The sequence below is a fragment of the Halomonas sp. HL-93 genome (genome assembly GCF_900086985.1).
Taxonomy (GTDB): Bacteria; Pseudomonadota; Gammaproteobacteria; order Pseudomonadales; family Halomonadaceae; genus Vreelandella.
In genome coordinates, this window is sequence record NZ_LT593974.1 from 3269143 (window position 1) to 3282994 (window position 13852).

A 13852-nucleotide genomic window follows, 5' to 3' on the forward strand; every position below is an offset into this window, starting at 1 on the left:
GCAAACCCGCCAAACCTTCGATAATTTTAATAAAAACATACGGCTAGATAAGAAATAGGGTATCAACAGCCCTCATAAAGCCCCAAAGGAGTTGATCATGGCCTTGCTTGGCAATGCGCATGCACCAAAAAAATGCATTCAGGAAGCCTTTGATGCTGATGAGCACGCCAATAACCTGACGCGCTGGCAGCAAGAATACGACCAGTTAAGCGCTGGACGATTCTATGGCCGACTGGATGAGATCGAGCTGGCGTCGCTGCAGGTATTTAAAGAGCACACCGGTCAAGCGCTGCGTCAAGATTGCCGCGTGTGGCCCGATTCACTGTGGATTGGCATACCGCCCATCACTGCAGGGTCGCGTATTAACGGGCAAGCGCTGAATGTCGATGAGGTCATGTGTCGGCCTGGCGGCCACGACTTTGAACTCGTCACCCCAGACGCGTTTGATATTTATGGCTTGGTGGTTGAATTGCCCACGCTGAGCGCAGCGGCAGCACAACAGGGCATTGCGCTGGATGAACGATGGCAGCAAGCGCCACGCCGTCACGTCTCGCAGAGCACCTTAAAGGCCGTTATGTTTTTGCTCGAAAGGCTACTATCTAGCCAGCCGGGTGCCATTGCTGAGCATCTGCATCACGATATTTTATTGATGGCTCTGCTCGAGCTCCTAAAAGCCGAACAACCCTGCCAGGACGTCCCGCCGAGCTATGCGCATCGTAAGGAAGTGGTTGACCGCGTGAAGCGCTACGTCGACGAACATTTAGATGGCCCGGTGACCATGGAAGCGCTTTGTCAGTTGACCCACGTTAGCCGACGCACGCTGCAGTACAGCTTTACCACCATTCTCGGCATCAGCCCGCTTCAGTTTTTGCGCCTTACCCGTCTTAATCGGGTTCGCCGCGCTCTGCGGGCGGCCGAACCTAGCCAGTCGGTGACCGAGATTGCCACCTACTGGGGGTTTTGGCATTTGGGACAGTTCGCCCACGACTATAAACAACAGTTTGGTGAGAGCCCATCGCAAACACTTAATGCGAAATGAGCCAGTACTGGGCAAACATCTCCGCCGTCAAAGGACGGTCAAAATAATAGCCCTGAGCCTGAGTACACCCCATCGAGAGTAACGCCTCGGCTTGCGAGGCATGTTCAATACCTTCAGCAATCGTTTCAAGCCCCAGCGTATTAGCCATCGCGATGATCGTTGCGACAATAACGCGATCATTGTCGCTAACCAGCATATCGCGCACGAAGGAAATATCGATTTTGATTTTATCGGCGGCGAAGCGCTTTAAATAGGCAAGCGACGAATAGCCGGTACCAAAGTCGTCGATGGCTAACCCAAGCCCATGTCCTTTGAGCGTTTCGGTCATCGCGATGGCTTTTTCAGGGTTATCCATGATGCCGCTTTCGGTAATTTCCAGGCTGAGTTGCGAGGCATCAACGCCAAAGTGGTCACAGCTCGTCAGTAAGTGTGCCACCAAGTCGTCTTCTTCGAACTGCTGGGCCGCAATATTAATCGCCAACTGGCCCTGCATGGCGTGCCCCTGCCCTTCCCAGGCGGCAAGCTGCCTGCAGGCCTCTTCAATCACCCAATTGCCAAGTGGAACAATCATCCCGCGCTCTTCGGCGATAGGAATAAATTTACTCGGCGAAACGTCGCCAAGCTCCTCATCGTGCCAGCGGCACAGCGCCTCCGCGCCAATCAGCCGACCGCTGTTTAGATCCACCTGGGGCTGAAAGTGCAGACTCAGCTGTTTTTCTGCAATGGCTATCGCAAGGCGTTTGGCGATATGCAGCTGCTCAGCGACAATGCGCCCCATCCAGGGCTCAAAGACACAAGCGGGAAGCTTTTGCCGTTTGGCTTGATACATGGCGATGTCAGCATCTTTCAACAGATCCAATGGCGTTGCGGCATGCAGCGGATAAAGCGAGATACCAATCCCGACAGACAGTTCGAAGGACTGTTGGTCAACATTGAAAGGCTGTTCGATACTTTCACATAGCCGATGCGCCGTTGCCAATGCAGCCACCTCATCGCTAGCAGGACAGACCACCACAAACTCATCGCCACCTAGCCGGGCCAAGTACTCGCCTTTCTTTAGGGATGCCGCAAAGCGTCTAGCCACTGCTTTAAGGACTAAGTCCCCCGTGTCATGCCCGGCCGTATCATTGATCTCTTTGAAATGATTGAGGTCCAGCAGCAAAAGCGCCAGCGCTGAGGTTTGATTATCGGTAAGCACTCGTTCAAGGTGGCGCATAAAGGCAGCACGATTCGGCAATTGAGTGCCTGGGTCACAAAATGCCAACTGCCGCATACGGTCTTCGTCTTGTTGGCGCTCAAGCTCCGAGGATGCCCGTGCGGCAAATATCTGCAACACGCTTCGCACAATGTCCACATCGCCTAGTGGCTTTTTAAACATCACACCGACAAGACCCATTGGTCGGCCATGGCTGTCATCCAGGCGACGCCCAACATAGCCGTTCACCCAATCCAACGCACCGTTGCTTTCCGCAGGCAACATAATGGCCGCGCCCTCTCGAACGATGCACTCCTGCTCAACGATCACCTTGTGGCACGGTACCCCAGGGAGATAATAGGCAAAATTATCCTGGCGCTGTCCATTTACATATAGCGTCAAGGTATGAGCAATATCAGGGTTTTGCCTATCCAGCAGCGCAATAAAACCTACTTCTGCGGATAGTGACTCGGCCATATGCGCCGTCAACTGGTGTAAGAAAGCGTCGCCGTGCTTAGCGGATACAGCCGTGGCAACGTGCGTCACCGCATGCTGAATACGCTGTTCGGTTTTTCGGCGCCGCCGATTATCGATGCCCAGCGATACTTCATTAGCAAGTTCTTGCAGTAACTGCAATTCGTCCTCACTTTGTGTATCGGAGTAGCGGTTAAACAGCGTTAATACGCCGAACTGCTTTCCAGCATACTGCAATGGCAACGCAATGAGCTGCTCGACACCCAATGCCATAAGGGACTGGCGAACGCCTTCAGGTACGCATTCACTAGCCAGGCTCTCAATAACGATGGGGCGCTTAAGATGTAACGCTCGCTCGGTAACCTCAGCGCTATAGCGTGAAATAAACAGTTGGGAGGGGCTCAACCAAGAGGCGACCTCACCATCTGCATCTGCCATTGCAACTATTGGCAGCGAGTCCTCTGGCGCAACGTCAGGCACAAGCTCAGTGATCCAGGCCGCGGCGTATCCGCCCACACCAACCGCCAAACAGCACGCTGCTTGAAGCAATTGCTGCTCATCGCCAGTATGCATTAATAAATCGTGCCCGCTATGCATGATGCGAAGTGCGCGTTTCTTACCCCGCAAACGCGCCTTTACGTTTGCCTGAGTTAGCTGGCGGGCAAGCTCAGCGCCACTCAAGGTGGCCGTAATACGCAGAATATCTTCGCTATAGGCAGGCAGCTCCAGTGGTGATGAGTGCATGAGAGCAAGCACCCCCAAACAACAACCATCGGGTGCTCTTATGGCGACCCCCCAATACCCCTCTACCTCAAAACCAACAAGACGCTGGTCACGCGGAAAACGCTCGCTAACACCCGACAGCGAAGACCAACGTGACAACATGACGACGTGTTCGCAAGGCGTACCTGTAACCTCGTAAGGTGCTAATTCGCCAAGCGCCCCGTGGCTCCAAAAGGCCAAAGGCGTTGCCATACCACTGTGACTATCAAAACTAGCCAGCAGCGCATGATCAACGCGCAGGGTTTCCGATAGTGCTTTAACAAGGTGGCAAAAAAAACCGTTTTCGCTGACATAGGTCAGACTATCGGCCAGCTGTCTAAAAACCACTGGTGCCTCAGTAGAAGACATGATATCAACGCCTTTGGATTTCGTCAGGTAAGCCACGTCTGCTAGCCAAAGGTATCGACCGAAGCCGTATAAAGCTGCTGTGTGATCATCCCTGAACCATACGCTAGTAATAGAGTAAACAACTGCATGTTTCATGTACTAAACACATCGACCCGTCGACACAATCGACTGGGCCACTACTCATCGCGCGTCTGCGCTTCCAGTTTAAAAGCGTTTAAATCCATAAACGCCTTATATACTTTCAAAGCAACGGCGTAAAAAAACTATCTACAATGACTAAAAAAACAACTCGTTAAAATTATTTTTATTTTACTACGCCTACCAAACCCTTCTAAAACCTATCTTATTTTTACTTAAATGATTAAAAAAATTAAATTAGCTACCCCTTTGTCTCTCCATCAAACGTTGGCAAAAAAATTAGCCAACCGAGACAAATATCAACCTATTAAGTTGATATTCAACCCAAACAGTCCTTCATGTCAATAGGTTGATACTCAACCATTCAGGTCTATAGGGAGGACGTTGTGAATAAAACTGAACAGAAACGGCTAGCTAGCAACATCGGCAGAGCCATAGCCAAGCAGCGGGTTCTAAGCCAACTGACCCAAGAAGAAGTGGCCGAACGCTTAGGCGTGGGTAATGAGGCCGTTTCAAGGATTGAACGTGGCAGGGTGATCCCCAACATAGTTCGGCTGCTGGAGCTTGCGGAAATATTCAATTGCGAAGCGGCTGAGCTATTAGGGCAAGCTAGCGTTCATTTGGAAGACCAGTCAAGCCGGGTCAAAACACTTCTGGCACCTTTAGCACCAAGCGACCGTCAATTACTACTTGATATTATCGAGGGCCTCTCCAATCGACTCAACAATAAAACGCATTAAAAAAAGATAAAAAAACAGCATTAATCAAAAAACAAAAACAGTAAATTTACAAACAACCAGCCAACAAAGAACATCTCAACATTATTAAAAAACAATACCTTATTATCACTTAATCAAAACCAATTCGCCGGGTTGTTTAATCCATGCTATAAGTAATCAATTGAAGCTGCGTGTTACTGGGGGCTTATGCTCAACACCACCGCTTGGAACCGTATACGTTACACCGCCTATGCACCACTTTACGATGCCATTGCCAATCGTGCTTTTCGTAGACCTCGGCGAGTAGCCCTGGGCCAAGTGGACTGGGAGCCCGGTATGCGCGTGTTGTTGGTCGGGGCAGGCACCGGGTTAGACCTTCCTTTTATTCCTCGTGAGTTGGAAATTCATTTAACCGACCTGACGCCCGCGATGGTCAAGCGCGCCGCTGACCGCGCCCATCGTTACCAGCGTGATGTAACCTGCCACGTTATGGATGCCGAAGCGCTGACCTACCCAGATGAACACTTTGACGTCGTGGTTATGCATTTACTGTTGGCGGTTATGCCCAATCCCCAGCAAGGGCTAGCGGAGGCGTATCGTGTCTTAACGCCTGGCGGACAGCTATGCGTGATGGATAAATTTCAGCCCGACGACCAGCCTGCTAGTACCTTTCGACGAGCGCTAAACGTCGTAACCACACTCATCGCCACTGACATTACCCGCCAGGCACACCCCCTGCTCGATCAAGCAGGGTTCAGCCTCCGCCACGACGAACCGGTACTAATGAACGGCTTATTTCGGGCCTTATTGGCCACCAAACCGGGATAAGAATTGCTCAATGCGACGCTATGCCGCTCGCTTTTGCTGGTGCCTGCCAACACCCTCGCCTACCATGCAGGGCTGACTTTTCTGATCCAGGTTCTGTTATGGCGCGTCGCCCCTTATTCAACAAACCGCTGGTGTTGCTGATCAGCCGCCTACATTTTTATGTTGGCTTGTTTGTTGGCCCGTTCATTTTGGTTGCAGCTCTGTCCGGCATCGCTTATGTCGCAAGCCCTGCGCTGGAAACCTGGGTTTATCAGGACACGCTAAAAGGCACCGAACAGGGAGACGTTCGGGCCCTAAGCACTCAGATCGCTGCCGCCCAACATCACCTGAACAGCACAGCATCTCCCGATGCAGTGCGACCTGCACCTGAGCTTGGTGACACCACACGCATTATGTTCAGTGACCCATCGCTCGGCGCATCGCAACATAAGGCCGTGTTCGTCGACCCTGTCACGCTCGATGTTACCGGGGAAGCCACCGTTTATGGCACTAGCGGTATTTTACCGTTACGCACCCAAATCGACCTCTTTCATCGTCAGCTCTTGATGGGCGATATAGGACGGTTGTATAGCGAACTGGCAGCCTCCTGGTTATGGGTGATGGCGTTAGGCGGTATTGTCCTTTGGCTCACCCGCAGGCAGACATTACAAGCAACCCAGGGGCCACGCCGTTTGGCTAAGCGCCACGCTACCCTCGGCGTTGTGTTAACCGCTGGGCTATTGCTGTTTTCTGCCACGGGGCTAACCTGGTCACAATGGGCGGGGGGCAATATTGCAGAGCTTCGACACGCCTGGGGTTGGAGTACGCCCAGTGTGTCAACCGAGCTTAACGCTGACGCAATGCCAAACGATGAACATGCCGAGCACCGTGGGCATGGCCAGGCCAAGGAGACGCAGGCGCCTGCTGTTTCACTGATCACCTTCGACCAGGCACTGAACGCCGCCCGGCAAGCAGGGCTTGAGGCCAACCGGCTGCAAATCACCCCGCCCATATCGCATGGCCAAGCGTGGCGCGTTGCCGAAATAGACCGTCGCTGGCCGACCCAGGTGGACCAGGTGGCGCTGCACCCACGCACCATGGCCGTTATCGACCAAACCCATTTTTCGACATTCCCCTTAGCCGCGAAGCTGACCCGCTGGGGAATCGACCTGCACATGGGTGTATTGTTTGGCGTTATTAATCAGGTGGTTCTTGGCTTGATCGCATCGGGCATTATCGTGCTGATTATCTGGGGCTATACCCTTTGGTGGCGGCGAACCCGGCTCGCGAGTGGACAACGCTTTCCTACCGTCAGCGAACCCTGGGCGTTGTTACCGCTACGTGCCAAGCTTGGACTCATCGCCATCGCCCTCGCGTTGGGCGTCGCTCTTCCCGTGCTGGGGGTGAGTTTGGCAGTTTTTGTCGTGATCGACGCGCTGCGCTGGGTTGTGATGAAGCGCTCCTCACAACCCGCTCGACCTGGCACTTCACACTAATTAACAGGTACCGTATGCCCAATGCCGCCGTTAAGCGCTTTCGCCGTCTTGCCGAAGACGAACAATCACGCATGATTGAAATGGCCTGGGAAGACCGCACGCCCTTTGAAGCCATCGAAACGCTCTATGGCTTTGCTGAGCCGGATGTGATTGAGGTGATGCGCCACCAGCTAAAACCTGCCTCGTTTCGCCTATGGCGCAAGCGCGTCACTGGTCGCGCGACCAAACACCAAGCCCTGCGCTCGCCGGATGTATCGCGCGGGTATTGCCCGACGCAATATAAGCGCTGATTGACGACTTGATATCAGGCTTATGCAATCGAGCTGTTTCTAAACGAGCAATTAATGTTATATTATTACATAACATTTAATCCCCGCTTAGAGGTGCTAGCAATGACTGCGTTCAGTCCCCTACCCGTTACTGTCCTCTCAGGTTTTCTGGGGGCCGGTAAAACCACCGTGCTGAATCATATTCTTGCCAACCGTGAAGGTCGCCGCGTCGCGGTGATCGTCAATGATATGAGCGAGGTCAATATCGACGGCGCTATGGTACGCGGCGTCCCTGGCGAACCAACGCCGGATGGCGAAGTGGCGCTTAACCGCAGTGAAGAGCGCTTGGTGGAGATGAGCAACGGCTGCATCTGCTGCACCCTGCGCGAGGATCTACTGGAAGAAGTCAGCCAGTTAGCTCGGGAAGACAAGTTTGATTATTTGGTCATTGAGTCCACCGGCATTTCCGAACCGCTGCCCGTGGCGGAAACGTTTACCTTTGAAGATGAAAGTGGTCAGAGCCTTTCCCAGGTCGCACGGCTGGATACGCTAGTCACCGTGGTGGATGGCGCCAATTTTCTAGAGCAATATCGAGAAGCGCAAAGCCTAGCTGACGCCGGTGAAAGCTTGGGTGAAGACGATGAGCGCAACGTCGCCGACCTGCTGGTCGACCAAATCGAGTTTTGCGATGTGCTGCTGATCAGCAAGACTGACCTGATTAATGAGAAAGAGTTAGAAGCGCTGAAAGCTATTCTGCACTCGCTGAACCCCGACGCTGAGCTGGTACCGATCACCCAAGGCGGCGTGCCACTGGACAAAGTGCTGGATACCGGCAAGTTCAACTTCGAGCGCGCCCAACTAGCACCCGGATGGCTAAAAGAGATGCGCGGCGAGCACGTGCCTGAAACTGAGGAGTACGGCATCGGCAGTTTTGCTTACCACGCCCGTCGTCCTTTCCACCCACAGAAGTTCCACGACCTGCTCAATGAGGAGTGGTTTGGTAAAGGGCTGCTGCGCTCGAAAGGCTTCTTCTGGCTGGCAACACGCCCACGCTACGCAGGCCAGTGGAGCCAGGCAGGCGGTATCGCCCACCACGGCATGGCCGGTGTGTTCTGGAAAGCCATTCCTGAAGACCAATGGCCGGACGACCCAGAAACGCGACAGTTTATTATGGATAAATGGCAGGGCCCGTTTGGCGACATGCGCCAGGAACTGGTGTTTATCGGCCAGAGCCTCGACCAAGCCAAAATGCGCGGAGCGCTGGATGGCTGCCTGCTGAGCGAAGCAGAATTACTGGAAGGCATGGAGGCGTGGAAACAGCTGCCCGACCCTTTCCCTGCCTGGGAATAACGCTCTGCTAGTAACCTGCATTGTCCAAATGCTGCGCGGTCCACTCACGCACTTCGGGGTAGGCGCGCTGCTCAAATACCGCGAAGCCGTTAAGGCTTCGCGCCTTGAGCGGGGTAAAGACCGGCATGGTCAAGCCGCACAGGAAATGCGCCAGGCGCTGGGCGTTGGGAGGCTGGCCAAATTGCTGCGTATGGCGTTCAATCAGTGGCGTGGCATAGCGCTGAAAATCCGCAGCGGTTAATTCGGGCTCAGGCGGCGCTTCCGGCAGCCGCACAGGGCGCCCGTAGCACACCGAGCAGTGCCCGCAGCGGCCCTGCTCGGTCTGAGGCGGCGCATTAAACGTGCTGTCGCCAAAGTACTCTGCCAGCCGACGCGTCAGGCAACTCTCCGACTCAAACAGCGCCAGCATGGCCTGTAGCCGCTCGATCTCGATACGCTCCCGATTCAGGCAATCTTCAAACAGCTGGCTCGCCAGCGTCTTAGTGTCAAAACCGGGCTGGCAGATCTCGTAGACGTCAGTCATCCGCTTGCCTTCCAGGGTCAGCCAGCCTTTGTCCTGAAAGTACTCAAGCGCGGTAATCACACGGGCGCGGGAGGCATCAATCTGCTGCGCTTGCCCGGCACTGTGCAGCCGATCGAAATCCACCGTCCCCCAGGTGCGGGCGATAGGAATGTTGTCGACTAAGAGCCGCACGAAGGCTGCCCGTTCGCCTTCAAAGCGGCCCACCAGGGCCTCTGGTTCGATGTGATAGCGCAGCCGATACTCGGCTAAAAACGCATAGCGCGGCGCAATAATACCGCGCATTTCCAGCCTTACCAATAGCGTTTTCAGCGGCAGCAAACGGATATTGGTATCGCGTGAAAGGGTATTGAGCAGCACCTCCCACTGGCGATCCGATTGGCTAGCGGCTACAGCGATCTCTTCCAGCAAGTGGACGATGCCAGCATATTCGGGAGTATCGCCGTAAACGAAGTTTTCCAGCACCCGCAAACCATCCCGCCCGGCCATGGTCAGACAGGTGGAAGGCAGGCCATCACGCCCCGCCCGGCCAATTTCCTGGCTGTAGTTCTCGATGGACTTGGGCAGGTCATAGTGCACCACGTTGCGGATATCGCCTTTATCGATGCCCATCCCAAAGGCAATGGTGGCCACGATGCAGGGCGACTCGCCGCTCATGAACTGGCGCTGGATCTCATCGCGCCGCTGGGAATCTAGCCCCGCATGATAGGCCTGGACGGCAATGCCCTGAGCCCTCAGGGCTTTCGCCACCCGCTCGGCAGTTTGCTGGAGGGTAACGTAAATAATCGTCGGTGCCTCAAAGCCCGGCTGCATCTGCGGTTTCAGCCAGTTGATCAACTGCTGCTGGCGGTCCTCCATGGCCGGCGACACCAGCAGCTCAAGGTTGGCACGGTAAAAGCCGGTGGTGATGACGTTTTCCGGCGCGATAGCAAACTTCTCGCCCATATCGGCGATGACGGTTGGCGTCGCCGTGGCAGTCAGCAGTAGCACCTGTGGGATAGCAAAGTCTCGCTGGTAGTCCGGCAGTTTCAGGTAGTCGGGGCGGAAGTTATGCCCCCACTCGGACAGGCAGTGGGCTTCATCGACCACCAGCAGCGAGATCTGCATCTGGCGTAGAAAGTGGCGAAAGCGCTCGTTCTTAAGTCGTTCCACCGAAATCATCAGGATTTTCAGCTCGCCGCGCTTGGCGCGCTCCATCACATCACGCGTCGTCTCTCGGTCCTGGGTGGAATCAATACTCGCCGCTGCGACACCGTGGCGGGTCAGAAACGCCAGTTGGTCCTGCATCAGCGCCAGCAGCGGCGACACCACCAGCGTTAAGTGGGGCAGATGTAGTGCCGGAAGCTGGTAGCACAGCGACTTCCCCGCGCCGGTAGCGAAAATCGCCGCCGTGGAGTGGCCATCCAACACCCTTGCCACCACCGCCTGCTGGCCGCCACGAAAGTCGTCAAAGCCGAATACGTCTTTCAGCGTCTGGTGCGGTGAGGCGGGAGACATAAGTAATCCTAAATTTGATCAGCGGTATTCAACGTGGCTATTTTGATACACCCAACCAGGATAATTCCATTATTAGAGGCGAGTAACTAAATTCGTTGCGATCCTCCTCATGTTTTTGTGTAGCATGGTGCCGCTTCTATGAAGTAGTGAGTTATATGGCTGTGGAGACAGGATGTTTACAATTGCGCTTTTTTTTATTGCCAACGCGCTGTTTTGTTTGGCGTATATTGTTCGCGATATGGCATGGCTACGCGCAATAACGATTGTGGCGGCGTTATCCACCTTGCCTTACTTCTATTTTCAAGCCTCCCCGCTTTACGGCGCCATGTCATGGCAAATCGCTTTTATTGTGATTAATACCGTCAACTTGACGGTATTACTGCTCCAGCGCCGTCCTATTAAGCTCACCGAAGAAGAGAAGTGGCTCCACCAGACAACCTTTTCGCTGCTTAAACCTCGCCGCATGCGCCGCTTATTACAGCAAGCAGAGCCCCATGAAATACAATCAGGCGAGGCGTTAATCGAACAAGGCAAAGAGTTGCGGGCGCTTATCATTTTGCTTTCAGGCAGTGCCAGCGTTAAGGTTAATGGCATCAAGCGCGCCACGCTTTTACCAGGCGACTTTGCCGGTGAAATGAGCTTTATTACCGGCAGGTTAACCAGTGCTGATGTCATCGCAGACCAGCCGGTACGTTACCTAATTTGGCCATCCTCGGTGCTTGAGCGCCTCTACCAACGTGACCCAGAAATGAAAAGTGCGATACAAAGCATTATAGGCTTTGATATGGCGTCTAAACTGGCTCGATAAGCACTTAACGCGTCAATAAAAACTACAAACCGTGTCGATATCCCCTGACGGCAACTAAAACACCATCTTCTACTGGCGTATATCGACCTCAACAAAAAATGGAGTGACAGCACCGTGAATGTCAACGCCCTTGGCGCTAGCGGAGGCCTCGAACCCTCCCGGGGGACTAGCGCATTCCTGCTCACCCCTACCACGCTGTTAGATGCGGGCACGGGCGTAAACCAGCTCGATCATGACCAAATTGGCAGGCTGAAAAGCGTCCTGTTGACCCATGCCCATATTGATCATATTGCAAGCCTGCCACTCCTTATCGACAGCCTATTTGAGACGTTTTCAGCTCGCCGCCAAGTCTTGACCGTTTATGCACTACCTGAGGTTATCAGGGCACTCAAAACGCATATTTTCAATCACGTTATTTGGCCTGATTTCACTCAACTCCCCTCACCAGAACACCCCGTGTTGCGTTACATACCGCTTGCCCATTGGCACCGGTATACGTTTGACGACAGCATCACCGTGACACCTTTTCCCGTTACCCATGGCGTTCCCGCCTGTGGTTACTGGGTGCAAAGCCCTACCGGCACACTTGCTTTTAGCGGCGATACCGGGCTTTCAGACACCACCATTCAATCGCTTAACCGGCTGGGCGCAATCGACACGCTGGTGATGGAATGTGCCTTCCCTAATCAGCTTGACCACCTTGCCGAATCGGCTTATCACTTAAGCCCACAGCGGCTCGCCGAAATATGTTGCCGACTGGCGACACCACCTCAAAAGCTATTGATCACCCACCTAAAACCGCAGCACCGCAAAACAATCACCCAACAGCTTCATGCCGAACTTCCCGCGGCACTGACGTGGCAGATTATCTGATAAGACCGCTACGGGAATACGCCACAAGTGTAACGCTGAGTGGAAGTCATTCCCTCTGCCAGCAAGTACCCTGGCATCAGTATTATCCCCAAGCAAACAGGTTAGCCGATGAAACCAATAACAGTGCGGCCTATTCTTCTCTACTGCCTGCTTGGTATGACACTGTGGCTGCTATGCACGCCCCGTGCTCTCGCGTATGAAGAAACACTACAAAGCGCTCGACAATTGCTTGACCAAGGCGATGCCCAAGCTGCCTACGCCAGCATGAAAGCAATCGAAGTTGATCATAGCAGTGAACCCGAATTTAACTACTGGTTAGGGGTATTAGCGCTGCGCGCCGATGACGTGACTCACGCCATGATTGCCCTGGACCGTGTGCTGATCACCCAGCCAGAGCATGCAGGCGCGCGAATGGAACGGGTCGCCGCGCTACTGAAACTGGATCACCGCCGTGCCGCCGAACAGGAAATTGAGCGCTTGGAAGACCTCTCACCTCCACCCGAGGCGCAAGCAGCTATTAGCCGTTTCAAAGAGGTCATTGAACAACGCCGCAGCGAAGAAAACGACCCACAGCATCATCTGAGCGTAGGTATCACGGTTGGCTATGACACCAATCCCCAGCGCTACAGTAGTGATATTGCGCTTGATCCCTTACCACCGTCATTGCGTAATGTGGTTGACCAACTCGTGGATAGTGGAGTGCTGGAACCCGACGACCCCGGCCAACTCGGAGACACCACTTTCGCCAGCCGTTCCAGCGTCTACCAGCGGCTTCAAACCAATTACCGTGGGCGCTTCCCAATTGACGAACGCTCACGTTGGCTGCTCAGCGCTACCGCGCAAACTCAGCGCTACACGAACGACGCTGCGGAGGAAATGGACCTAACCCTTTTACAGCTAGCGCCTGGCTACCAGCAAGAACTCAGCAATGGCCACACCTGGACACTGCAACCCAGCATATTGCAGGGCTGGGGCGGGGCTGAACAAAACCCACTCTTGACCCGCTGGGGGCTTAGCGGCCGCTATACCTACACAGTGGCCACCGACAGTCAGCTCACCTGGCAGCTTGGCGCTCAACGCAACGACTTTGACAACGCGCTCAGCGATTATGACGCTGGCCGCCTGGGGATTGAGCTCACCACTCGGCTCACTCACGTTAACCTGCGCTGGCAGGCGCAGTTAGGCAAGGAATGGGCTCGCGGTTCAGGGGACCAACAACGTGCGGGCGGCGACCTCCATCAATGGCAAGTGGGCATGGGAATGGATATTCCCATTGGCGAGCACCAGCTAATACGCGGCGATGTCGGGTACCGCCAGCGAAACTACCAGGACGACGTCAACAACATTACCAGCCGCTACGAGCCGGCCCAGCGTGAAGAGCAGATATGGGAGGCGCGTTTAAGCTGGCTCTACCAGTTCAACCCCCACTGGCTGCTAGAAACGTCTGCTGATTACGAACAGCGTGACGCCACCCTCGAATTTTACGATTCAACCCGTCTACAAACGCAGATCGGCGTGCGTTATCTCTTCTAGGGA

At 54.3% G+C, this 13852-nt stretch carries 11 protein-coding genes; 9 read left to right on the plus strand and 2 right to left on the minus strand.

The features are described 5' to 3' along the window. Nucleotides 1-97: 97 nt before the first annotated feature. Nucleotides 98-1039: a helix-turn-helix domain-containing protein gene (locus GA0071314_RS15160; RefSeq protein WP_074397423.1), complete on the plus strand. Its 942-nt coding sequence runs from the start codon at nucleotides 98-100 to the stop codon at nucleotides 1037-1039. Here GA0071314_RS15160 and GA0071314_RS15165 read toward each other — a convergent pair. Next, the gene (locus GA0071314_RS15165; protein WP_231896468.1) at nucleotides 1026-3839 is read right to left on the minus strand and encodes a bifunctional diguanylate cyclase/phosphodiesterase; all 2814 of its coding nucleotides are present in this window, start codon (nucleotides 3837-3839) and stop codon (nucleotides 1026-1028) included. The genes GA0071314_RS15160 and GA0071314_RS15165 overlap by 14 nt on opposite strands. 524 nt (nucleotides 3840-4363) lie before the next feature. Here GA0071314_RS15165 and GA0071314_RS15170 point away from each other — a divergent pair. The 5 genes from GA0071314_RS15170 to zigA all read left to right on the plus strand — a co-directional run bounded on the left by GA0071314_RS15170 (nucleotide 4364) and on the right by zigA (nucleotide 8618). Beyond that, nucleotides 4364-4717: a helix-turn-helix domain-containing protein gene (locus GA0071314_RS15170; RefSeq protein WP_074397424.1), complete on the plus strand. Its 354-nt coding sequence runs from the start codon at nucleotides 4364-4366 to the stop codon at nucleotides 4715-4717. A gap of 186 nt (nucleotides 4718-4903) precedes the next feature. Beyond that, nucleotides 4904-5524, plus strand: coding sequence for a class I SAM-dependent methyltransferase (locus GA0071314_RS15175; protein WP_074397425.1), 621 nt, complete (start codon nucleotides 4904-4906; stop codon nucleotides 5522-5524). A gap of 98 nt (nucleotides 5525-5622) precedes the next feature. Then, the gene (locus tag GA0071314_RS15180; protein WP_074397426.1) at nucleotides 5623-6999 is read left to right on the plus strand and encodes a PepSY-associated TM helix domain-containing protein; all 1377 of its coding nucleotides are present in this window, start codon (nucleotides 5623-5625) and stop codon (nucleotides 6997-6999) included. A 14-nt stretch (nucleotides 7000-7013) separates the two neighbouring features. After that, on the plus strand, nucleotides 7014-7289 hold the full coding sequence (locus GA0071314_RS15185; RefSeq protein WP_074397427.1) for a TIGR03643 family protein: 276 nt from the start codon (nucleotides 7014-7016) through the stop codon (nucleotides 7287-7289). A 102-nt stretch (nucleotides 7290-7391) separates the two neighbouring features. Continuing rightward, the gene (zigA, locus tag GA0071314_RS15190; RefSeq protein WP_074398557.1) at nucleotides 7392-8618 is read left to right on the plus strand and encodes a zinc metallochaperone GTPase ZigA; all 1227 of its coding nucleotides are present in this window, start codon (nucleotides 7392-7394) and stop codon (nucleotides 8616-8618) included. Between the two features lie 7 nt (nucleotides 8619-8625). Here zigA and GA0071314_RS15195 read toward each other — a convergent pair whose 3' ends face one another. After that, entirely contained in the window at nucleotides 8626-10635 is a 2010-nt protein-coding gene (locus GA0071314_RS15195; RefSeq protein WP_074397428.1) for a RecQ family ATP-dependent DNA helicase, read from the minus strand. Between the two features lie 172 nt (nucleotides 10636-10807). On the opposite strand from GA0071314_RS15195, the gene GA0071314_RS15200 reads away from it, so the two are divergent. From GA0071314_RS15200 to GA0071314_RS15210, 3 genes are all read left to right on the plus strand, one after another. Continuing rightward, the gene (locus tag GA0071314_RS15200) at nucleotides 10808-11443 is read left to right on the plus strand and encodes a cyclic nucleotide-binding domain-containing protein (RefSeq protein ID WP_074397429.1); all 636 of its coding nucleotides are present in this window, start codon (nucleotides 10808-10810) and stop codon (nucleotides 11441-11443) included. Nucleotides 11444-11557: 114 nt separating this feature from the next. Further along, a complete protein-coding gene (locus GA0071314_RS15205; protein WP_074397430.1) occupies nucleotides 11558-12316 on the plus strand; it encodes a 3',5'-cyclic-nucleotide phosphodiesterase in 759 nt (252 codons plus the stop codon). Between the two features lie 108 nt (nucleotides 12317-12424). Then, complete coding sequence (locus GA0071314_RS15210; protein WP_156524126.1) at nucleotides 12425-13849, plus strand: hypothetical protein; 1425 nt, start codon at nucleotides 12425-12427, stop codon at nucleotides 13847-13849. Nucleotides 13850-13852 lie beyond the last annotated feature (3 nt).

What these genes read in the sequence shown, in the direction of transcription:
- GA0071314_RS15160 (WP_074397423.1), top strand. Translation starts at nt 98, where the DNA reads ATGGCCTTGCTTGGCAATGCGCATGCACCAAAAAAATGCATTCAGGAA.
- GA0071314_RS15165 (WP_231896468.1), bottom strand. Translation starts at nt 3,839, where the DNA reads ATGTCTTCTACTGAGGCACCAGTGGTTTTTAGACAGCTGGCCGATAGT.
- GA0071314_RS15175 (WP_074397425.1), top strand. Translation starts at nt 4,904, where the DNA reads ATGCTCAACACCACCGCTTGGAACCGTATACGTTACACCGCCTATGCA.
- GA0071314_RS15180 (WP_074397426.1), top strand. Translation starts at nt 5,623, where the DNA reads ATGGCGCGTCGCCCCTTATTCAACAAACCGCTGGTGTTGCTGATCAGC.
- GA0071314_RS15185 (WP_074397427.1), top strand. Translation starts at nt 7,014, where the DNA reads ATGCCCAATGCCGCCGTTAAGCGCTTTCGCCGTCTTGCCGAAGACGAA.
- zigA (WP_074398557.1), top strand. Translation starts at nt 7,392, where the DNA reads ATGACTGCGTTCAGTCCCCTACCCGTTACTGTCCTCTCAGGTTTTCTG.
- GA0071314_RS15195 (WP_074397428.1), bottom strand. Translation starts at nt 10,635, where the DNA reads ATGTCTCCCGCCTCACCGCACCAGACGCTGAAAGACGTATTCGGCTTT.
- GA0071314_RS15200 (WP_074397429.1), top strand. Translation starts at nt 10,808, where the DNA reads ATGTTTACAATTGCGCTTTTTTTTATTGCCAACGCGCTGTTTTGTTTG.
- GA0071314_RS15210 (WP_156524126.1), top strand. Translation starts at nt 12,425, where the DNA reads ATGAAACCAATAACAGTGCGGCCTATTCTTCTCTACTGCCTGCTTGGT.